General features: G+C 69.2%; 15 protein-coding genes. 8 read left to right on the top strand and 7 right to left on the bottom strand.

Going from position 1 to position 19,893, the window contains the following annotated elements; all coding sequences use genetic code 11:
• Positions 1-40: 40 nt before the first annotated feature.
• Both OID54_RS15600 and OID54_RS15595 read left to right on the top strand, forming a co-directional pair.
• Positions 41-1,330, top strand: coding sequence for a glycosyltransferase (locus OID54_RS15600; RefSeq protein ID WP_329019915.1), 1,290 nt, complete (start codon positions 41-43; stop codon positions 1,328-1,330).
• A complete protein-coding gene (locus OID54_RS15595) occupies positions 1,327-2,142 on the top strand; it encodes a polysaccharide deacetylase family protein (protein WP_329019912.1) in 816 nt (271 codons plus the stop codon). Before OID54_RS15600 ends, OID54_RS15595 begins: the two co-directional genes overlap by 4 nt.
• Before the next feature lie 207 nt (positions 2,143-2,349).
• Here the strand turns inward: OID54_RS15595 and OID54_RS15590 are convergent, their stop codons facing one another.
• From OID54_RS15590 to OID54_RS15565, 6 genes are all read right to left on the bottom strand, one after another.
• Complete coding sequence (locus tag OID54_RS15590; RefSeq protein ID WP_329019910.1) at positions 2,350-3,438, bottom strand: glycosyl hydrolase; 1,089 nt, start codon at positions 3,436-3,438, stop codon at positions 2,350-2,352.
• Positions 3,439-3,443: 5 nt separating this feature from the next.
• Positions 3,444-3,887: a hypothetical protein gene (locus tag OID54_RS15585; RefSeq protein WP_329019907.1), complete on the bottom strand. Its 444-nt coding sequence runs from the start codon at positions 3,885-3,887 to the stop codon at positions 3,444-3,446.
• Positions 3,884-6,736 (bottom strand): hypothetical protein, encoded by a 2,853-nt coding sequence (locus OID54_RS15580; protein ID WP_329019904.1) that lies wholly within the window; start codon positions 6,734-6,736, stop codon positions 3,884-3,886. Before OID54_RS15580 ends, OID54_RS15585 begins: the two co-directional genes overlap by 4 nt.
• 50 nt (positions 6,737-6,786) lie before the next feature.
• Positions 6,787-9,087: a lipopolysaccharide biosynthesis protein gene (locus OID54_RS15575; protein ID WP_443055597.1), complete on the bottom strand. Its 2,301-nt coding sequence runs from the start codon at positions 9,085-9,087 to the stop codon at positions 6,787-6,789.
• On the bottom strand, positions 9,080-10,351 hold the full coding sequence (locus tag OID54_RS15570) for a DegT/DnrJ/EryC1/StrS family aminotransferase (protein ID WP_329019903.1): 1,272 nt from the start codon (positions 10,349-10,351) through the stop codon (positions 9,080-9,082). The genes OID54_RS15575 and OID54_RS15570 overlap by 8 nt, the downstream gene beginning before the upstream one ends.
• A gap of 170 nt (positions 10,352-10,521) precedes the next feature.
• A complete protein-coding gene (locus OID54_RS15565) occupies positions 10,522-11,499 on the bottom strand; it encodes an RNA polymerase sigma factor SigF (RefSeq protein ID WP_329019900.1) in 978 nt (325 codons plus the stop codon).
• A gap of 429 nt (positions 11,500-11,928) precedes the next feature.
• Between OID54_RS15565 and OID54_RS15560 the strand changes: the two genes are divergently transcribed.
• Entirely contained in the window at positions 11,929-12,297 is a 369-nt protein-coding gene (locus OID54_RS15560; protein WP_329019897.1) for an STAS domain-containing protein, read from the top strand.
• Between the two features lie 229 nt (positions 12,298-12,526).
• Positions 12,527-13,018, top strand: coding sequence for an ATP-binding protein (locus OID54_RS15555; protein WP_329019894.1), 492 nt, complete (start codon positions 12,527-12,529; stop codon positions 13,016-13,018).
• Between the two features lie 422 nt (positions 13,019-13,440).
• Here the strand turns inward: OID54_RS15555 and OID54_RS15550 are convergent, their stop codons facing one another.
• The gene (locus OID54_RS15550) at positions 13,441-14,940 is read right to left on the bottom strand and encodes a peptide MFS transporter (protein WP_329019891.1); all 1,500 of its coding nucleotides are present in this window, start codon (positions 14,938-14,940) and stop codon (positions 13,441-13,443) included.
• 498 nt (positions 14,941-15,438) lie between these two features.
• Between OID54_RS15550 and OID54_RS15545 the strand changes: the two genes are divergently transcribed.
• The 4 genes from OID54_RS15545 to OID54_RS15530 all read left to right on the top strand — a co-directional run bounded on the left by OID54_RS15545 (position 15,439) and on the right by OID54_RS15530 (position 19,883).
• Positions 15,439-16,116, top strand: a complete 678-nt coding sequence (locus OID54_RS15545; protein ID WP_250920445.1) for a response regulator transcription factor — start codon at positions 15,439-15,441, stop codon at positions 16,114-16,116.
• 105 nt (positions 16,117-16,221) lie between these two features.
• Positions 16,222-17,820, top strand: a complete 1,599-nt coding sequence (locus OID54_RS15540) for a hypothetical protein (protein ID WP_329019888.1) — start codon at positions 16,222-16,224, stop codon at positions 17,818-17,820.
• A gap of 242 nt (positions 17,821-18,062) precedes the next feature.
• A complete protein-coding gene (locus OID54_RS15535; RefSeq protein ID WP_329019885.1) occupies positions 18,063-18,413 on the top strand; it encodes a hypothetical protein in 351 nt (116 codons plus the stop codon).
• A 201-nt stretch (positions 18,414-18,614) separates the two neighbouring features.
• The gene (locus OID54_RS15530) at positions 18,615-19,883 is read left to right on the top strand and encodes an ATP-binding protein (protein WP_329019882.1); all 1,269 of its coding nucleotides are present in this window, start codon (positions 18,615-18,617) and stop codon (positions 19,881-19,883) included.
• Positions 19,884-19,893 lie beyond the last annotated feature (10 nt).

Raw genomic sequence — 19,893 nt, 5'->3', positions numbered from 1 at the left:
TTCCCTCACCGGCCGCACGTCTTACACAGCAAGGAAGAACATGGAAAACCCACCCAAGCTGCCTCCGATCCAGGTCGCCCAGCTCGACCTGGACGGACCCGAGGGCGCCGTACTCGACTTCCGCCCCGCGCTGGGCTCGGGGGCCGAGATCGGAGGCGGTGACGTCTATGCGCTGGTGCGGCTGAACGGCCGGCCCGTGGCGACCGTCGTCTGCCGGGTGGCCCCCGGGAAGAACGCGGCGGATGCGGTCGCCGCCGAAGCCAGGGCCCTGCTCGCCCGCTCCGCCCCCGAGCAGCCCGTCCTCACCGCCCCCGGCCCACTGCCGCGCACCAGCGTCATCGTCGCCACCCGGGAGCGCGCCGACTCGCTCGCCCGTGCACTGGACTCGCTCCTCGCACAGAACCACCCCGATTTCGAGGTCATCGTCGTCGACAACGCACCGGTGACCACTGCCACGCAGGATCTGGTCGAGCAGAAGTACGAGGGCCGGGTCCGCTACGCCCGCGAAGAGGTCCCCGGGCTCGCGATCGCCCACAACCGCGGAGTCGCCGTCGCAGGTGGCGAGGTCCTCGCCTTCACCGACGACGATGTCATCGCCGACCCCAACTGGCTCACCGCACTGACCACCCCCTTCGCCGCCGACCCGGCACTCGGCTGCGCGACGGGCCTGATCCTGCCCGCCCAACTCGGCACTCCCGCACAGATCCTGCTGGAGAGCCACGGCGGCTTCGCCAAGGGGTTCGCACCGCGCCTGTACGACCCGGCCGACCCACCGGCCGACGAACCGCTCTTCCCCTTCACCGCGGGCAGTTTCGGCTCCGGCGCCAACATGGCCTTCCGCGCGGCTGCGCTGCGCTCCGCGGGCGGCTTCGACCCCGCCACCGGCACCGGCACACCGGCCCGCGGCGGCGATGACCTCTATGCCTTCGTCAGCGTCCTCGCCGCAGGTCACAAGCTGCGCTATTCGCCCGAAGCGCTGGTCTGGCACCACCACCGCGAGACCTGGCAGGACCTGAAGAACCAGGCGTACGGATACGGCGCCGGGCTCACCGCCTTCCTCACCGCCACCCTGGTCCGACGCCCCTCCATGCTCCCTTCTCTGCTGCGGAAACTGCCCCGTGGCCTGGCCCATGCCCGTACGATCACGGCTCACCGTGATTCCGGTGACGCAGCCGTGCCCGGTGCGCACGGCGCCCAGGACTACCCCTGGCCGCGCCACCTCTCACGGCTGGAGCGCCGCGGCATGCTGGCGGGGCCCATCGGGTACGCGAAGGCCCGGCGTCGGGTCCGCGGCGTAGCCCTGCCGTGGGACAGAGAGGAGCAGAGATGAACGACGGCGGTGAGGCGACCGCGCCTCATATCCCCGTCCTGCTGTACCACGCCGTCATGGACGACCCACCGGAGTGGATCGCGGAGTTCACGGTCACCCCGAGAGACTTCGAGGCACAGCTGGACGCGATCGTCGCCAGTGGGCGCACACCGGTGACGGTCAGCGCCCTCGCCGCCCATCTCGCGGGCGGGGAACGGCTGCCCGAGCGGCCCGTGATCCTCACCTTCGACGACGGCTTCGCTGATCTGCCCGGGCCGACCGCGGAGGCGCTCGCCTCCCGCTCGCTCCCCGCGACGGCCTACCTCACCACCGGGGCGATCACCCCGGGCCGGCGCAGCCTGCTGCCACCCGCACCCATGATGACGCTGGAGCAGACACCCCTCCTGGAGCAGTACGGGATGGAGGTCGGGGCCCACACCGTCACCCACGCCCAGTTGGACACCCTGCCGGGCAAGGCGCTGCGCCGTGAGCTGCGCGAGTCGAAGTCCGTGCTGGAAGACGTGTTGGGGCACGAGGTGCAGCACCTGGCGTACCCCCACGGGTACAACAGCCGCGGTGTGCGCAAGGCGGCTCTGCACGAGGGGTACGTCTCGGCGGTGGCGGTACGCCACGCCCTGAGCTCCCAGACGGACGAGGCGTACCGCATCGCGCGCCTCATCCTGAGGTGCACGCACACGGTGAAGGACGTCGAGGAGTGGATGGAGGGAAGAGGAGCGCCGATGGCACCCTTCCCGGACTCGTTCCAGACGGTGGGCTGGCGGCTGTTCCGCAGGGCCCGCGCGGCGATCAAGGGTCCGGTCTTCGCAGGCTAGGTCGCAGCTCGTCGAGTACCGAATGCCGAGTGCCGCGGGTACCGGGTATCGGGTCGGGCGTCGGGCGTCGGGCGCACACCGGGCGCACCCGGGCGGCCAGGGCCGGTGTCACGAGAGCCCGCGCGGTCCCCGGGACAGAAAATCGAGAGCCGGGCCGCGATGCGCGGCCCGGCCCCTGCTGCGTACGTCTCGTACTGCCCCTCGGCGTCAGGGCCTGGGCTGGTTGAAGTACGGATCGGAGACGGCCTTCTTCAAGCTCTTCCACGATGCGTCCCGCGCGAGCGAGAGATCGCAGTGCGGGCCCGGGTCACGCCAGTTCCACTGGAGCGCCGCCTTCACACCGTCGAGCTCCTTCACCACCCGCGGCACCTCCTTGTACCAGCCGGCCTGGGCGGAGGGCTTGGACGGATCGTCCGCCGTTCCGAACTCCGACAGCATCAACGGCTTGGTGCCGGAGATGTTCTTCCGGATCCATGCGTGCGCCGTCTTCTGCGTCTGCTCGAACGTCATCCACGGCGCATCGTGGCAGCGGTAGTAGTTGTACTGGTTGTAGCCGACCCAGTCGACGTACCGATCGCCCGGGTAGAGCTGCGGGAAGAGCTTGTTGTGCCCCGAGTAGCCGGTGATGATCCACGTCCACACCACATTGGTGACGCCCAACGCGCGGAATCGGTCGTGGATGTGCCGGTAGGCCGCCACGTACTGCGCCGGAGTGCCCTCAGCTGGTGTCCGGGTGTCCATCTCCAGGTCGAAGGAGAGGAAGACCGGCTTCCCGTACTCCTTGATCCGCTTGGCCTGGACGTCGATCACGGTCCGGTCGAGCGCACCGGAGGAGATCTGGGGCCACTTCGGCTGCTGTTGCGGTGTGCCGCCCCACCACTTGCTCTCCCAGGACAGCAGCAGCATGCGGTCCTTGCCGACCCGCTTCTCCTGGTCGGTCAGCAACTGGCCTTCCAGACCGTCCGTGGACATGTCGTGGTAGGCGTAGACGATGTCCAGCTTGCGGTCGATGCGCTTCTCGTAGGCCAGGACCTTCTCTTCCAGGTCCGGCTTCTCATGTCGGACGTACGCACCGAACCAGGCCCCGCACCGGGGCTCCAGCAATTCGGTCGGTTTGCACTTGGGGTCCACGGCCACGGAGGACTTGGAGTCGTCCGCCATGGTGTTCTGGAGGGTGAGGGTCCCCACGAGCAGCACGCCGACGAGAGCCGCGGACAGGGTCCACAGCTTTCGTCGTCCGTGCGGCCTGCGAAGAATGCCTGGCGCCCCAGGCTCGGGGCGTCGGGGTTCCGTCACAGAGTTCAGCCTTTCCGAGGCGGTGATGCCACGCGTGCCGATCGGTGCCTTCCGATGGTGGGAGGCAGCTGCGGACAGCAGGCGGCGAGCATGGTTGCGAGGGTGAGCAGCGCCAGGACCAGGAACCCGCTGAAGAGTTCGACCGCGATCAACGCCGTGGCGACGATGACGCTGGCACTCAGGCTCAACAGGATGACGAGGAGGAACTGCTCGATACGGTCCGAGTCCCGCTCGAAGTTCCGGTCCCAGCTCTCCGCCGGCCCGACCGCACGATTGCGGTTCAGGGCCGGACCGCAGATCCGCAGGACGGCGAAGCCGGGGCCTGCGGCGAGGAACAGGGCCACGGGGGCTATTCGCAGCGGAGACGCGGCGGGCAGGGCGGTGGCGGCCATGGCCACCAGGCCCGCGGCGGGAGTCAGCAGTCGGATGGCGAGGGGGCGGTGCTTCATGGAGTCCTCCTCGTGAGGCCGGCGACATCGAGCGAACCGGCCGCAGTGGCCGCTGTGTCCGCTCTCCCGGCCGTGGCCTCGGGTTCCTGTGCGACCTTCTCTTGCGCTCTGTCCTCGGTGTCGGCCGTCTCGGTGTCGGGGGTCTTGGCGTCGGCCTTGGCGGGCGGCGCCGCGGGGCGCTTGAGCTCGAAGAAGACACCCGCGCTGTTGCGCCCCAACTCCTTGAAGAGCGGGGAGGCAGCCACCGAACGCTCGATGCGACGCAGATCGTCCCCCGTGAGCATGCCGTTCATCTCCGAGTTGGCGATCTGACCCTGGGTGAGCAGGAGATACGCCTTGCCCGGTGCTTCCACGCCCCCCATGTCCGACGCCAGGGTGCCGGCCGGATCCTTGACGATCTTGTCGACGTGCGTCTTGGCGTCGTCCAGGAACCAGTAGTGCCCGACATCCCAGTACGAATCGTACGCGAGGGGATAGTTCCGATGTGCGGCAACGACCAGAGAGCCCTTCGGCGCCTGGTCGAACAGCTGCTGCACCAGGTCGACTTCCTCCGGCGGGAAGTAGCTGAGCCGGTCCTTACCCGAGTAGCTGGGCACGAACAGCGCCGTCAGGACCACCAGCACCACGGCCGGCACCACGCCGTAGCGCAGTCCCTTCACGGTGGTCGGACGGCCCTGCCCGGCGGGTTCGGCCGCCAGCGGCCGGGGCACCGGCAGGAGCGCCGCAGCCGCGAAGAAGCAGATCGCCGGCAGCATGAACATCAGCACCCGGAAGATCATTTCGCTGCCGTAGCCATTGGCGATGGCGAGCATCGGGGGCATCACGGCCAGCAGCAACAGCGGCCGGGCCCGATGTCTCAGCAGCTTGCCGCCCCGCACCAACCCCACGGCCGCCAGCAGGAGCACGGCGGCCGACAGCAGCCGCGCGGCCCAGGATGCGACCAGCGCGCCCGTACCCGTCGGTTTGGAGCCATAGCCCCGCTCCAGGTTGTCGGCGACCTTGCCAAAGGAATTGATCATGTCGGGGACCGCTTCCTTGAGGAACGGCAGCGACGCGGTCAGATTCCAGGAGAGGAACACCAACATGAGGATGATCAGCAGTGTCCAGTCGCGATAGCGCCGCATCAGCAGCAGCGAACCGAGACTGACCGCCAGCATCACCGGCGTCAGTTGGTGGGCGATCACGATGCCGGCGATCAACGGCACCAGCAGCGCGGTCCACACCATCTGGCGGGAGCGCCGCCCCGGAGCCCTACGCTCCGCCCGCCGCAACGCCACCGCGATGACCCCCAGATGCAGGGCGAAGGCGAGCGACTGGGGCGAGTAGTAGTCCTGACCGACCCAGTTGGCGACGTAGAACAGCCAGACCGCCGTCCAGACCAGTCGACGGTCCTGGGTGAACGTCCGGTAGATCAGCAGCAGCGGGGCGAGCAGCAGCAGACTGGAGAACAGCGGCCACCACGCCATGAAGGACGCTGCGGTCTCCGCGCCGGTGAGCTTCACCAGTGCGGCCTGCGCCGTGAAGAATCCCGGCCACTGGTCGTACACGGCCATGTCGCCCAGTTCCGCACCACGCTGGAGACGACCCGCGTCGATCAGGTGGTCGATGACCGCGTCGTGCTTCCACGCCCAGGCGTAGAGCGGGGTGGGATAGACGACCGCCGTCGTGGCGCGTTCCATCACCAGGAGGCCCACGGTGTAGGCGAAGGGCCACCAGTTGCTTCGTTGGGGATCGCGGACGACCACCCAGAAGCCGACCGTCAGTGTCGCCAGCCCCACCCAGAAGATGATCGGGAGTTCGGGTACGAGCCCGTAGTCCGTCAGGTTCGAGGTGTCGGTGAGCGCCATCGCCACCGCCCACAGCACCAGCCCCACGGCCAGTGGAGCCGCCAGTCTGAGCAACTGGGGCCAACGCACCCGCTCGGTGACCGCGGCCCGCAGACCGGCGACCGACAGGTTCATCGTGGCCTGGTCGTCCAGAGCGGTCCCGTTGGCCGCAGCCGCCCTTCGGGCCTCCGCCATCCTGAGATCGGCAACCGCGAGCGCCAGCGTCGACTCGTTCAGCGACTCGTCCGGCGATGTGCGGCCCGTTCGCTTGGCCGCCTTCTGTCGGGCCGCTTCCTGTGCCGCTTTTTGTGCTTCGCGGAGGTCGGCGACGGAGAGGGCCATGGTGGATTCGTTGGGCTGTTCCTCGGTGGGTTCTGCTGTCTTTGGGCTGGTTGCTGCGCGCTGTTTTTTGCGCAGGTCGGCGACGGACAGCGCCATGGTCGACTCGTTGGGCCGCTCCTCGGCGGTGTCGGCCTGCTGCCGGGCCGCCTTCTGTGCTGCCTTCTGTCGGGCCGCTTCCTGTGCCGCTTTTTGTGCTTCGCGGAGGTCGGCGACGGAGAGGGCCATGGTGGATTCGTTGGGTCGTTCCTCGGTGGGTTCTGCTGTCTTTGGGCTGGTTGCTGCGTGCTGTTTTTTGCGCAGGTCGGCGACGGACAGCGCCATGGTCGACTCGTTGGGCCGCTCCTCGGCGGAATCCGCTTCCGGCCGACCGTCCTTCGACGCCGGTCGGGTCGTGCCCGGCTGCTCCTGAGCCGGCTCGGCCCCTACCTTCGCCCCGCCCTTCGGGCCGCCCTCCGGTTCGGTCTTCAGGCCGTCGGTCGGCCCGTCCTCCGGTTCGGCCTTCGCTGAGTCCTCCGGTTTGTCTTCCGGTTCGGCCTTCGCTGAGTCCTCCGGTTCGGCCTTCCGCTCCGCCGCCGCCTGCTGCGCCTTGCGGAGGTCCACGACGGACAGCGCCATCGTGGACTGGTCCTGTACGGGTGCGTCGCTGGGCTCGTCAGGGACACGTTCGCCAGGGGGTGCCACGGGTTTCCCGGTGTCAGTGGCTCGTTGTTGCACGGTTCACCCCAGGTAGCTCAGTTCCTTGACGGCGTACTACGCGCCGCGCGTATCCAGATGAGTGCCAATGCCGCACAGGCAAGGATCAGCTGAAGCGGCAGCGCAACGGGTGCCAGCGGGCGCTGGAGTGCCCAACCACACACCGCGAGCAGCCAGAGGACCCCCCACTGGGCCGGCACCGGAAGCTCCAGGCCGCGTGCCAGTGCCAGCACCGCCACCAGGCAGAACAGTTGGCAGACGGTCGGCAGCCAGCGCAACAGGGGCTCGGTGCTCTCCATCCCCCCGGCCGACGCGAGGAAGCGTGCCAGTGTCTCGTACCACGCGCCCTCCACCGGCTCCGGTTCCCAGCCGAGCACCGCGGGAGCGCTGTGCAGAGCGGCGAAGGTGGCCAGCATTCCGGCGCCCAACAGCCATGGACGCGGACGCAGCAGGGAGAGCGCAGCGCTGTGCACCACGATCAGCAGTACGCCCGCGGTCAGGGTGATGGGCGGCAGCGCCTTCATCAACTCGGTCCCGGAGAGTTCGCCCCCGGTGATGTTCGGGGCCCGGAACAGCGGCGCCCAGAACAGTACGGTCGCCAGCCCCAGCAGCACCCAGAGCGTGAGCGCGATCCGACCCTCGGCCGCATCGCTGACCGACACCTGTGTACTGGCGGCCCGCTGCTGTGCGGCCTGTTGCGCGGTCCGGTCCGGTACGTACATGGGGATGCCGAACGCCGGTGTCGCGGTGTCGTCGTGCACACCGCGCAGGTACGCCGTCTGGCGGGCCCAGTCCTCGCCGTACTCCTTGGCGTACTCCTCCGCCGCCGCCTCGCGGCGCTCGGCGGCCTTGCGGGCCCAACTGGTGCCGTACTCGACGTCCGGTGCTGCGTCCTTGCGCAGCGAGCGGGCGAGGCGGCCCAGCACCTTGGCGGTCCGCGAAGGCGCGGGCTCCCGGCCGACGAGCGTGGCCCGCAGCCCCGGTGCGGACACGACCGCCATCAGCAGCATCGAGCCGAGCATCGCCCAGCCCGCGCCGGCGATGCCGACCTCGCCGAGCAGCATCGCCGCACTGCCCAGCACCAGCGCGCACATGGTGCACTGGAGCGCGGCGAGCATTCCGGTGCGGCCCTGGACGCGCAGCACGCCGATGTACAACTCGACGGCGACCCGGGGCAGCGCTGCGGCGGCCAGCAGCCGTAGGACCGTGGTGCCGTTCTCGGCGTAGGCGGCCCCGAAGGGGGCGAGGATCAGCGGGGCGAAGAGCACCAGGAACAGCACGACCGGCACCAACAGCAGCGCCATCCGGCGCAGGGCTCCGCGTACGCCGGCGGCCAGGGTCTCGGGGCTGTGCGAGGCGTGCGCGGTGAGCGACGAGGCCATGTTGATGGCCATGAACTCCATCGTGCCGCCGACCGTGTACGCGATGTAGAAGAAGCCGTTGTGTTCGGCGTCGAAGTTGACGGCGACCATCACCGGCAGCAGGTTGATCATCGCCAGTGAGAACAGCGAACCCACCGAGTCACCGGCGAGGAAGCGGCCGATCTCCTTCATCCGCGGCGGCTCGCGGTCCCGGTCGGCCGCCGCCTGCTGGGGTATCAGCTTGCGGAAGATCAGCCAGGCCAGCGGGAACACCGACAGCACCATGGCCGCCGCCCAGGACACGAAGATCCCCAGCACGGGCAGGGTCGCGGCGAACGCGGCGAGCAGCAGCAGCTTCCCGATGGAGAAGACGGCGTTGCCGACCGGCACCCAGACGGCCTTGCGCAGACCGGTGAGCACTCCGTCCTGGAGGGTCAACAGCGCCCAACCGACGCAGGCCGCGATGAAGAAGAGCCCGGGGCCGACGCCGTCGAGCGGTTCGTACGAAGGTCCCCACAGGTCGAGCGTGAAGAGGAAGACCACCGAGGCCAGACAGACCACGAGCGAACTGGCCAGGTAGGTGCGCCACACCAGCGGACCGGTTGCGCGTCCGGCGCGCGGTACGTAGCGCACCACCGCGCCGATCATGGTGGTCGCGGTGATGGAGGCGAGCAGTCGCATCGCCGCGATCGCCGCGGAACCCTCGCCGACGGCGTCCTTGCTGTAGTAGCGGGCGGCGACGAGCCAGAAGCCGAGTCCGAGCCCCGCGGAGACTCCGGTGGAGAGCATCAGCATGTAGGCGTTGCGGAACATGGAGTCTCCGCTGCCGCCTTCCGCGTCCCCGGCCGGTTCTCCCGCGGCCGGCTCCGGGATCTCCCCGGGGGGCCGCGGATCGTGCACGTCGGGTGGGCCCGGATCTACCGGGGCGTCCCCGGAGCCGGGATTGGACGGCTTGCGCAGTCGGGTGATGTCAGCCACCGGTCTCGCCCTGGGTGGCGGGGTGTCCCGCCGCGGTCCTCGGGTGCGGTGCTGCGGTGCTGCGTAGGCCCGTCGCCACCTCGGTGGTCCGGCTGGTGCCGCTGGACGGATCGGTGGGGCGGGAGGCATCGGGAGCGGGTGGCGCCGGTCGTATGCCGGACCGGTGCAGTATCGACATGACCTGCTCGGCGCGGAGCGGATCGACGGGCAGCGCGTGCCGCGCGAAGTAGTCGGCGCTGCCGGGTGCCGGCGAGGGGTCGGTGAACGCCTCGCTCGCATAGGTGTCGAGCGGCGGGTCGTAGAGGTATCCGGTGGTGATCCGGTGCCGGGCGAGCGCGGTCATCGCCGCCGTCCGGTCATCCACCAGCAGGGGTACGCGAAAGAGGGGCTGGTGGGGTCCCGAGTGCGGGGCCGCCCAGCGGGAGGCGGCGAGGCGCTCCGTACCGCTGCGGCAGGCGTCCAGCCTCGGTTCCAATCGGTTGAGCAGTCGCTCGGTGCGCCGTAGGCGCGTTCTACCCGGGCTGAGTCGGTAGTCGTGCATGTCCACTCGTATCCAGGAGTCGAAGTCGTCGAGCGCGGGGGCGACCGCGACCGCGTCCTTCAGCTCGCCGGGCCGCAGTGCCATTCGGATGTCCTCGCGCTCCTCAAGGCCGAGCAGCCTCAGGGCGGCCCGGGCCGCTCCCGTGAGCCGCAGTCCCCGCACACCGGCCTCGGCGTACGGTCGCAGGCCGTAGGTCAGTTCCGCCGTCAGCCGCGTCGGCTGGAGGAGTTCGTCCCGGGCCCGCTCAAGTGTCCCCCGCAGCGCCGGATCGGCGACGGCGAGGAAGCCGCCCGTTTTGGCTCCCGTGTGTTTGGAGAGGCTGAAGACGGACGCGTCACCAAAGCTTCCCACGGGCTGGCCGGCCACCTCGCTGCCTATGGCGTGTGCGGCGTCCTCAAGGAGGGGGATGCCGAGTCGGTCGCAGCGGGCCCGCAGTTCGGGTGCGGGGTCGGGATTTCCGTACAGATTGGTGGTGAGCACGGCCGAGAGACCGGACCACAGCGACGCGGGCACCGCATCGACGTCGATCGAGGCGTCGTCGGCGCGCAGCGGCGCCTGCACCGGGCGCAGTCCTGCGGCGAGGACGACGAAGAAGATCACATCGTCGTTGACGGGTGACATCAACACCCGTCCGCCCGGCGGGCACCAGTGGCGCAGCGCGATGTAGAGCCCCAAACGGCATGACGGCACATACAGACATTCTCTGCCCAGGCGTCGGCGCATCAGCTCTTCCAGTGCTGAATACGCGGACGGGCAGCCCTCCCCAAGAGCCATTATTGTCCCCCCATTGATGCGGGCTCAATGGGAACCGATCCAGCCAGCCTCGTCAACATGAGGAAGGGCCCCTTCCCTAGGGGAAAAGGCCCTGTCCCGGGAGGTCGCGAGGGGGGTGTTCACTCATCGAGTGTGAGCCCTTTGCGCAGCTTGGCGAGGGTACGGGAGAGCAGTCGGGACACATGCATTTGAGACAGGCCCAACTCTTCGCCGATGTCGGACTGTGTCATGTTTGCGACGAAACGCAGGGAGAGAATTTTACGGTCCCGTGGCGGAAGGGTTGCAATCAGCGGCCTGAGGGATTCGATGTACTCGACGCCTTCGAGTCCATGGTCCTCGTAGCCGATGCGATCGGCGAGGGTGCCCTCGGTGTCACCGACGTCCTCGCCGTCCGACTGGGCGTCCAGCGAGGCGGCCGTGTAGGCGTTGCTGGCGACCATGCCTTCGACGACCTCGTCCACGCCGAGGTCGAGGTGGGCGGCGAGTTCGGCCGTGGTCGGGGCCCGGTCGAGCCGCTGTGAGAGCTCGTCGCCCGCGCGGGCCAGTTCGAGACGGAGCTCCTGGAGTCTGCGGGGGACGCGCACCGACCAACTGGTGTCGCGGAAGAACCGCTTGATCTCGCCGACGATCGTCGGCATGGCGAAGGTGGGGAACTCCACGCCGCGGTCGAGGTCGAACCGGTCGATCGCCTTGATCAGGCCGATCGTGCCGACCTGGATGATGTCCTCCATCGGCTCGCTGCGGGAGCGGAAGCGGGAGGCGGCGAACTTGACCAGCGCCAGATTGAGCTCGACGAGGGTGTTGCGGACGTACGCGTACTCGTAGGTGCCTTCTTCGAGGTTTTCCAACCGGGCGAAGAGGGTCTTCGACAGGGCTCGCGCGTCCAGCGGTGCCATCTCGTCGAAGGGGGCGTTCCCGTTGATGTCGCGGCTTCCGGTGAACTCCGTGGCTGCGGGGGCGTCGGCCTCGTCGAGTTCCGCGCCGTGGGCGGCTTCGGCACGGGTGGGCTGCCCTGGGTGCTCCACCAGGGCGGTGCCGACGCGAGGGGCGGCGGGGACGTCGGGGCGTCGGGGGTGGTGCGGGGTGGGGGCTGACATGGGTCTCCTCCATCGTGCTCGGCACAAGGCTGCCGATGCCTCTACATGCGCTGCGGTGAGCGGCGCCTCCAAAGCCGTCGTGGGGTTGGTTCTCGTGGTCCCTTCCAGACCTACCCGCTCCCCCGGGGGCGTTGCAAGTGTCAAATGTCCGAAATGCTTGGTTTGTTGGGGAGTTCTGCTGGCCGAGTCCCATGGAGGAGGCGTAATGTTCGAGGGAAGCCGCCGTGATGAGTCGTATGACGTCGCGGTGGTTCCGCACCGGACACCACCGGTCACGCAGCCGGCGCCTCGCCGTCCTGCGGACCGGCTGGCGAAGGCCCGCGGAGAGCGGAGACGGGCTGTGGCGCACGCCATGGCCGGTGCCGCGCGACGGACGGCTATATCCGGTGACACGGCTCACACGGCTCACACGGCGAAGTAGGGACGGACATGGATCGCGGGACGGTCGGTAGCGCGAATCGTGGCCGACTTCAGGTCGAGGTTCGGACCGAGGGCGGCAGTGAAGTGGTGCGGCCGGCAGGTGAATTGGATCACCACACGGCCGACCTGCTGAGCGTTCCTCTGGACGAGGCGCTCGCCAAGGGGCGGTCACGCCTGGTCGTGGACTGCTCCGAACTGGAGTTCTGCGACTCCACCGGGCTCAATGTGCTGCTCGGTGCGCGACTCAAGGCCGAGGCGGCCGGGGGAGGGGTCCATTTGGCCGGCATGCTGCCCGTTGTGGCGCGGGTGCTGGAGATCACCGGAGCAGAAGCGGTCTTCACCGTGCATGACACGGTTGAGGACGCTCTGGCGAGCTGAGTGCCCTATGCGGTGGATGCGGCGCATGCGCCGTCCGCGCGGTGAGATCCGCTTTCGGCGTAGTGAGTGTTGTCACCACGCGACAGGGCAGGAGAACTTCCGCGGGGCCACGCGAAGGTCCGCCGTCCGGCACTCTGAATGTGTGTGCGGCGGCGCTCTGACGCGCGGCGGCCACGCTGACCTGTTGAGATACGAACGCGAATTGGTGAATCGGTGAGGTGAAGCGCTGATGAGCACCACCCGGCCGCAGCAGCCGGGCGACCTCGGCCCCGAGCCGGAGGACGTCGTTGGCGCTGCTTCCGGCGTACCCGGTGGGCGGGTGCGCACCCTTGCCCTGGGGAGCGCCAGCGGCATTGTTCCGCTCGCCCGGGACTTCACGCGCCAGGCGCTCTACGACTGGGGCTGGCTGCCCGCCGCCACCGCCGATCGCCGTGCCGCAGCCGAAGATGTGCTGCTGGTCGTCTCGGAGCTGGTCACGAACGCCTGTCTGCACGCCGAGGGCCCCGAGGAGCTGAAGGTGGGCTGCGACGGCAAGGTGCTGCGGCTTGAGGTCTCCGACCGGGGCGCCGGCCAGCCCGCGCCCCGTACACCGCACCGCGCCGGTCGTCCCGGTGGCCATGGCATGTTCATCGTCCAGCGGCTCTGCCTGGACTGGGGCGTCGTCCGGGTGCCGGGCGCGCCGGGCAAGACCGTATGGGCGGAGCTGGCCGCGCCCGCCTGATCCCGACTCATCCAAGGGGTCCGCCCGATCCCGCAAGTCCCGTCCGACCCCGCAGTCCCGCCTGATCTAGTGGTTCCGTCTGATTTCCCGCCGTCCGGTCCGGGCGGCGCACGTCTGTTGCCGAGCACGCCGCCGAGGCGTGCTCTTTCGGCTTTCCTGGCATCCGGTTGGACGTTCCCCGCCCTGCTCGCACCCTTGCCGAGGCGTTCTGGACGTTGCAGGCCGTCCCTCTGTGCACCTCGGAGAGGCACCAGCACCCCACTCCACTACGGCGAGGCGGCCCCGGGCCGGCGCCGAACCACTTCCGTCCGGTCGGCAGCCATCAGCCAAGAAGGCCGCCGTCCGGAGTGATTCCGGATCGACGGCCCTCTCGTACGTACGAGATCACCCGCGGACGGTCCGTACCCGTCCACCGTGGATCGTCAGTTCACGCCTCCCATGAGCGGCTGTACCTTCCGCCGCCACATGAAGATCGCCACACCGGCCAGTACGGCGACGACGCCTTGGCTGGCGAACCATCCCTGTGTGTCCGTGGACGCGCCCAGCAACTGCAACAGGGCGATGACCGAGTTGCCCGCCGTCATGGCGAGGAACCAGACGCCCATCATCTGGGACGCGTACTTCCGCGGGGCGAGCTTGGTCGTCAGCGACATGCCCACCGGGGAGAGGCACAGCTCACCCACGGTCTGCATGAAGTAGACGCTGACCAGCCACATCGGCGACACCTTCACATCGCCCGTGGCCACCCCCTGCGCCACCATCATCACGAAGAAGGAGCCGCCGACCATCAGCAGGGCGAAGGCGAACTTCGACAGGGTGCTGGGCTCCTTGCTCCGCCTGTACAGCGCCACCCAGAGCATGGCGAACAGCGGCGCGAGCGTCATCACGAACAGCGGGTTCAGCGACTGGAACCAGGTGGTCGGGAACTCGAAGCCCAGCAGGGTCGCCTCGGTGTTGTCCTTCGCGAAGAGCGCGAGCACCGAACCGGTCTGGTCGTAGATCGCCCAGAACGCGGCTGCGGCGATGAAGAACCAGATGTAGCCGGACATGCGGGACCGCTCGACCTGGGTCAGATCCTTGTCACGACGGATCTTGAACAGGTACCACGCGGGCAGCAGCAGACCGAGGATCGTCAGCGGCCAGAGCACCCAGTCCACGGTGAAGGCGCCGGTCAGACCGACGATTGCATAAGCGGCTGCGGCCACGGTGACCCAGATCAGACCCTTGCGCAGCAGCCCGGCACGCTCCTCGGCGGACGCCGGCGAGGGGACCTGGTTGGAGTCGGGGCTCAGATGCCTAAAGCCCAGGAAGAAGAAGACCAGACCCAGCGCCATGCCGACGCCGGACATCGCGAACGCCAGGTGCCAGTCGACGTTCTGGCCGACCGAGCCGATCGTCAGCGGGGCGGCGACGGCACCCAGGTTGATGCCCATGTAGAAGATCGTGAAGCCACCGTCACGACGGGGGTCGCTCCGGTCGGGGTAGAGATGGCCCACCATCGTGGAGATATTGGACTTCAGCAGACCAGAACCCGCCGCGATGAACGCAAGCCCCACGAAGAACATCGCGTCCACCGGCACGGCCAACATGAAGTGGCCGCTCATGATGATCACGCCGGCGATGGCGGTCGCCTTGCGCGCACCCCAGACGCGGTCGCCGAGCCAGCCGCCGGGGAGCGCCAGCAGATAGACCATCGCGTTGTAGACGGAGTAGATCGCGACCGCCGTCGCGGTCTTCATACCGAGTCCGCCCTCGACCACTTCCGTGGAGAGGTAGAGGACGAGCAGCGCCCGCATCCCGTAGAAGCTGTAGCGCTCCCACATCTCGGTCATAAAGAGGAAGGCCAGTCCGCGGGGGTGGCCGAGGAAGGTCTTCTCGGTACCGGTGGAACCGGTCGAGTCCTTCGTCAGGCTTGACGCCATGGTCGATCCTTGCGTGCTCGGGACGCACCGCTTCGTGAGCGGTCGAGCGCCCGGTGGGGGGTGGCCGGCACCGGTACGAGATTGCCCCGCCCCACGCCAAGGGGCTGCTCCGGCTGGGTTGGCCGCAGTTGCAGGGACAGTACGCACCGGGATCCACGCCCCGAATGCTTCTTGCGCTCAGGGCCCGGCCCACAGGTCATTCACTGTCTTCGATGCCGGTAGTTCCGGCTTCGAGCACAGAAAGAGACCCTTGGATTCACTGCCGCGCTCACTGCTAGCTGCTTGCGCGCAGGCCAAAGGTCTCCGTGTAGTGCTACAGGCGTAGTCGACACCATACGACACGACACAACGCAATACGAAAGCACTGGAGAGCTGGATCACAGGCGATCTTGGAACCGCAGTCGCTGATTCCAAGGTCTTCAGCAAGATCCGCTCATAGACCCGCAGGGGTTCCGCATCGCACCCCGGTTCGAACGCCCCGCGGACTACCATCACTCCATGACGCGTGTACTGCTCGCCGAAGACGACGCATCCATCTCGGAGCCCCTGGCTCGCGCGCTGCGCAGGGAGGGATACGAGGTCGAGGTGCGCGAGGACGGACCGGCAGCGCTGGACGCCGGACTCGCGGGCGGTGTCGACCTCGTCGTCCTCGACCTCGGACTGCCCGGCATGGACGGCCTGGAGGTCGCCAGACGGCTGCGGGCCGAAAAGCACACGGTCCCCATCCTGGTGCTGACGGCCCGCGCGGACGAGGTGGACACCGTGGTCGGCCTCGACGCCGGCGCGGACGACTACGTCACCAAGCCGTTCCGGCTGGCCGAACTGCTGGCCCGCGTCCGGGCGCTGCTGCGCCGCGGTGCGACCGAGCCAGCACCCCCGCCAGCCACGCACGGCGTGCGCATCGACGTCGAGTCGCACCGGGCCTGGATGGGCGATGAAGAACTCCAGCTCACGGCCAAGGAGTTCGACCTGCTGCGGGTACTGGTCCGCGACGCCGGTCGGGTCGTCACCCGCGACCAGTTGATGCGCGAGGTCTGGGACACCACCTGGTGGTCCTCGACCAAGACGCTCGACATGCACATCTCCTGGCTGCGCAAGAAGCTCGGCGACGACGCGGCGAACCCCCGCTACATCGCCACGGTTCGGGGTGTGGGCTTCCGCTTCGAAAAGAGCTGAGCCGCACCTGCGTGATCCGATCTGGCGGGCCGGACGGTCGGGATCTGGCGCCTGACGGGCAGAGCCACCTCGCACGGGGCGGGGGCTCAGCCCGAGGAGCACCAGATGGCACCGACAGCACCCGACTTCGGCCCGGACATCGACCCCTACGCGCTGTACGAGCCCCAGCGCGACTGCGATCCCACGGCCAAGCCGGGGGTCCTGGACTTCCGTGACCTGCTGTTGGCCGCCTACCCCGGCACGTCCAACCTGGGGATCAGCCGGGCCTGCGGCAGCGGCGGCCAGAGTGAACACAAGGAGGGCCGGGCCTGGGACTGGGGGGTCGATCTGGCCGGCCAGGAGCATCTGGCGGACGACCTCATCAACTGGCTCCTGGCCACCGACCGGCACGGCAACGCCCATGCGCTCGTCCGCCGCTTCGGAATCATGTACATGATCTGGAATCGCCGTATCTGGATGGCGAACCGGTCGAGCGCCGGATGGCAGCCCTATCGGGGCAGCAGCCCTCACACCGACCACATCCACTTCAGCTTCGGTTGGGCCGGCGCCCGGAAACAGACCAGCTGGTGGACCGGGGGCCAGGGACCGCACTGGGTGCCGCGCGTCAGTGTGGGCGTCCCCTCGGTCGTCGACACCGGCACCGGCATGGTGATCTTCGGAGTCGATCCGGCGGGCGGCGTCACCCACCGCTGGCAGAACGCCCCGGGCGGCGCCTGGTCGGCGTGGACCGGGCTCGGCCGACCTGCACCGGGCGCCGTGGGCCGCCCGTATGCGTTGGTCGGCCGCTATGGCAAGCTCGCCGTCTTCCTACGGGGGGAGGACGGCGAGCTGTGGCACACCTGGCAGTCGGAGGCGGGGGAATGGGCCCCGGACTGGGTCCGTCTGGGCGGCAGATTGGCCGGTGACCCTTCGGTGGTGCTGAGTCCGAATGGTTCGTTGTCGGTGTTTGCTCGTGATCCGGGGGGTCGGGTGACGCATACGTGGCAGCGGGGGCCTGAGCATGGGCATGCGTGGAATGAGGGTTGGGTGGATATGGAGGGTGCGGTGGTGGGGCGTCCTGCGGTGTTGGTGGGGCGTGATGGTGGGATGGTGCTGTTCGCGCGGGGTGTGGATGGTGGGCTGCACCATCGTTGGCAGGGCGGTACGGGTGGTCCGTGGTCGGCCTGGACCCCGCTGCACGGCCATCTCAGCGCCGACCCCGCCGTCGTGCTGAGTCCGAACGGTTCGTTGTCGGTGTTTGCTCGTGATCCGGGGGGTCGGGTGACGCATACGTGGCAGCGGGGGCCTGAGCATGGGCATGCGTGGAATGAGGGTTGGGTGGATATGGAGGGTGCGGTGGTGGGGCGTCCTACGGCGTTGGTGGGGCGTGATGGTGGGATGGTGCTGTTCGCGCGGGGTGTGGATGGTGGGCTGCACCATCGTTGGCAGGGCGGTACGGGTGGTCCGTGGTCGGCCTGGACCCCGCTGCACGGCCATCTCAGCGCCGACCCCGCCGTCGTGCTGGGGCCCCTGGGCGGACTGTCCGCCTTCGGTCGCGACCCCGAAGGCCGGGTGACCCACACCTGGCAGCGCGGCCCGGAACACGGCTTCGCCTGGAACGACCGCTGGGTCGACATGGAAGGCGCTCTCGCCCCCGACCCGCTGCCCTCCGCATCTGCACCCGCATCCGCATCCGCATCCGCCGAGGCGACCAGCCCGGTCTGAGCCGAACGAGCGACCCCACCGAGCAGACACCCCGTCCGGACCCAGCCGGCGGGGTGTCCCGCATCGCGCCCGCTGCCCCGCTGCCCCTGTTGACCTCGATGTACGTCGCCGGGTGCCCTGCTGCGCCGAACGGGCGACAAGTGATCGTTTCCGCAGCCCGAGGAGGTGGGCTGGGGCGATCGCGCGGGGTAGTCCCCCGGCGTCCCCGCTCATCCGGGACCCCCGAAGGACAAGGAGCACCCGTGCGACCCCGTACCTCAGCCGCCGCCGTAGCCCTCGGAGCGCTCGCCCTCGTGGTGCCGCTCGCCTCCCCGGCCAGCGCGGCCGAAGGCGACTTCCACTACCGCTACACCGGCTTGAACGGACAGCCCCAACCTGGCGTGCTCGTCGATCCGCCCAGCCAGCGGTGCGTGGTCATCCCCGAAGCGGCCAACCCGGGCTCCTCGTCGCCCGCCTTCGGGCCGCGCAACGACACCGGCTCCGTCGCCATCGTCTACACCGAGCCCGACTGCACCGGTCAGTCCTTTCGACTGCGCCCCCACGGGGAGCAGACCACCGACCGGCTCCAGCTCCGCTCGGTGATCTTCAGCTGAGCGAACGGGAGCCTGCCCGCCCCGGCTCGCGCCACCCCCAAGGCGCGCGCCGGGGCTTCCCCGCGACGCCCGGAGCGAGCCCTACCGCGCACCCGCTCACCAGGGCGTACCCAAGAAGTGCCCTCAGGAGGGCAAAGGACCGGGAGGGCCGCGCGCCGGCGCATAGGCTCAAGGAGCCGTCACCCCACCCCGGAGGGCCCCTTGCGCCGACGACTCATCAACTCCACCCTCGCCGTCGTCCTGGTGGTGATCGGCGTCTTCGGCGTCTCGCTGGTCCTCGTGGAGACCCGCACGATCACCAGCAGCGCGGAGCAGAGCGTCAAGGCCGAGGCCCTTCGGCTCGCGAACATCGTGGACAGCCGGATCATCGGCGGCGAGCCCCTCAACAGCGCCGTCCTCGCCAAACAGGTCGGCGGCGGACGGTACGTACGGATCGAGATCCCGGGACGGCCCGACATTGAGGTCGGCGACCGCCCCCGCGGCAGCGTGATCCGCAGTGAGGCACAGGGGCAGCGGGAGGAGACCGTCATCGTGGAGGAGTCACGCTCCTCCATCACCCGTGAGGTGGGGCGCACCCTGCTCATCATCGGCGGGGTCGCGCTGGTCGCGGTGATCGCGGCGATCCTGCTGGCCGTTCGACAGGCCAACCGACTCAGCGCGCCGCTCACCGACCTCGCCGAGACCGCCGAGCGCCTCGGCTCCGGTGACCCCCGCCCCCGCCATCGTCGCTACGGGGTGCCCGAACTGGATCGGGTCGCCGACGTCCTCGACGCCAGCGCCGAGCGGATCGCCCGGATGCTCACCGCCGAACGCAGACTCGCGGCCGACGCCTCGCACCAACTCCGCACCCCGCTGACCGCCCTGTCCATGCGGTTGGAGGAGATCTCGGCCACCGACGACCCCGAGACGGTGAAGGAGGAGGCCAACATCGCCCTGACCCAGGTGGAACGGCTCACCGATGTGGTCGAACGACTCCTGACCAACGCCCGCGACCCGCGCACCGGCTCCGCCATCGTCTTCGACCTCGACGAGGTGGTGAAGCAGCAGATCGCCGAGTGGCGCTCGGCCTATCGCAGCGCCGGCCGTGCCCTGGTCTGCTCGGGCAAGCAGGGGATGCGTGCGGTGGGGACCCCCGGCGCCGTGGCCCAGGTGCTCGCGGCGCTCATCGAGAACTCGTTGATGCACGGTGGTGGCACGGTGGCGCTCCGTACACGCGTCACCGGCAACCAGGCGGTGATCGAGGTGACCGACGAGGGGCCCGGCGTCCCGGGAGAGCTGGGGGCGAGAATCTTCGAACGGGCCATCAGTGGCCGAAACTCCACGGGCATCGGGCTGGCGGTCGCCCGGGACCTCGCCGAGGCGGACGGCGGACGGCTGGAGCTCTTGCAGCAGCACCCGCCCGTGTTCGCGCTGTTCCTCAGCCGGGTGGCACGCAAGCGCAAGGACAACAGCTATCTGACCGTGCGCTGACAGCTACCGG

It is taken from the genome of Streptomyces sp. NBC_00690, from assembly GCF_036226685.1.
GTDB lineage: Bacteria > Actinomycetota > Actinomycetes > Streptomycetales > Streptomycetaceae > Streptomyces.
Note: the sequence above shows the minus strand (reverse complement) of the source record. Positions and strands in the feature narration are given on the sequence as shown.

Excerpts from the sequence above, each read along its gene's own strand:
- OID54_RS15595 (WP_329019912.1), top strand. The coding sequence starts at position 1,327 with ATGAACGACGGCGGTGAGGCGACCGCGCCTCATATCCCCGTCCTGCTG.
- OID54_RS15570 (WP_329019903.1), bottom strand. The coding sequence starts at position 10,351 with ATGCGCCGACGCCTGGGCAGAGAATGTCTGTATGTGCCGTCATGCCGT.
- OID54_RS15555 (WP_329019894.1), top strand. The coding sequence starts at position 12,527 with ATGAGCACCACCCGGCCGCAGCAGCCGGGCGACCTCGGCCCCGAGCCG.
- OID54_RS15600 (WP_329019915.1), top strand. The coding sequence starts at position 41 with ATGGAAAACCCACCCAAGCTGCCTCCGATCCAGGTCGCCCAGCTCGAC.
- OID54_RS15550 (WP_329019891.1), bottom strand. The coding sequence starts at position 14,940 with ATGGCGTCAAGCCTGACGAAGGACTCGACCGGTTCCACCGGTACCGAG.
- OID54_RS15545 (WP_250920445.1), top strand. The coding sequence starts at position 15,439 with ATGACGCGTGTACTGCTCGCCGAAGACGACGCATCCATCTCGGAGCCC.
- OID54_RS15540 (WP_329019888.1), top strand. The coding sequence starts at position 16,222 with ATGGCACCGACAGCACCCGACTTCGGCCCGGACATCGACCCCTACGCG.
- OID54_RS15585 (WP_329019907.1), bottom strand. The coding sequence starts at position 3,887 with ATGAAGCACCGCCCCCTCGCCATCCGACTGCTGACTCCCGCCGCGGGC.
- OID54_RS15565 (WP_329019900.1), bottom strand. The coding sequence starts at position 11,499 with ATGTCAGCCCCCACCCCGCACCACCCCCGACGCCCCGACGTCCCCGCC.
- OID54_RS15560 (WP_329019897.1), top strand. The coding sequence starts at position 11,929 with ATGGATCGCGGGACGGTCGGTAGCGCGAATCGTGGCCGACTTCAGGTC.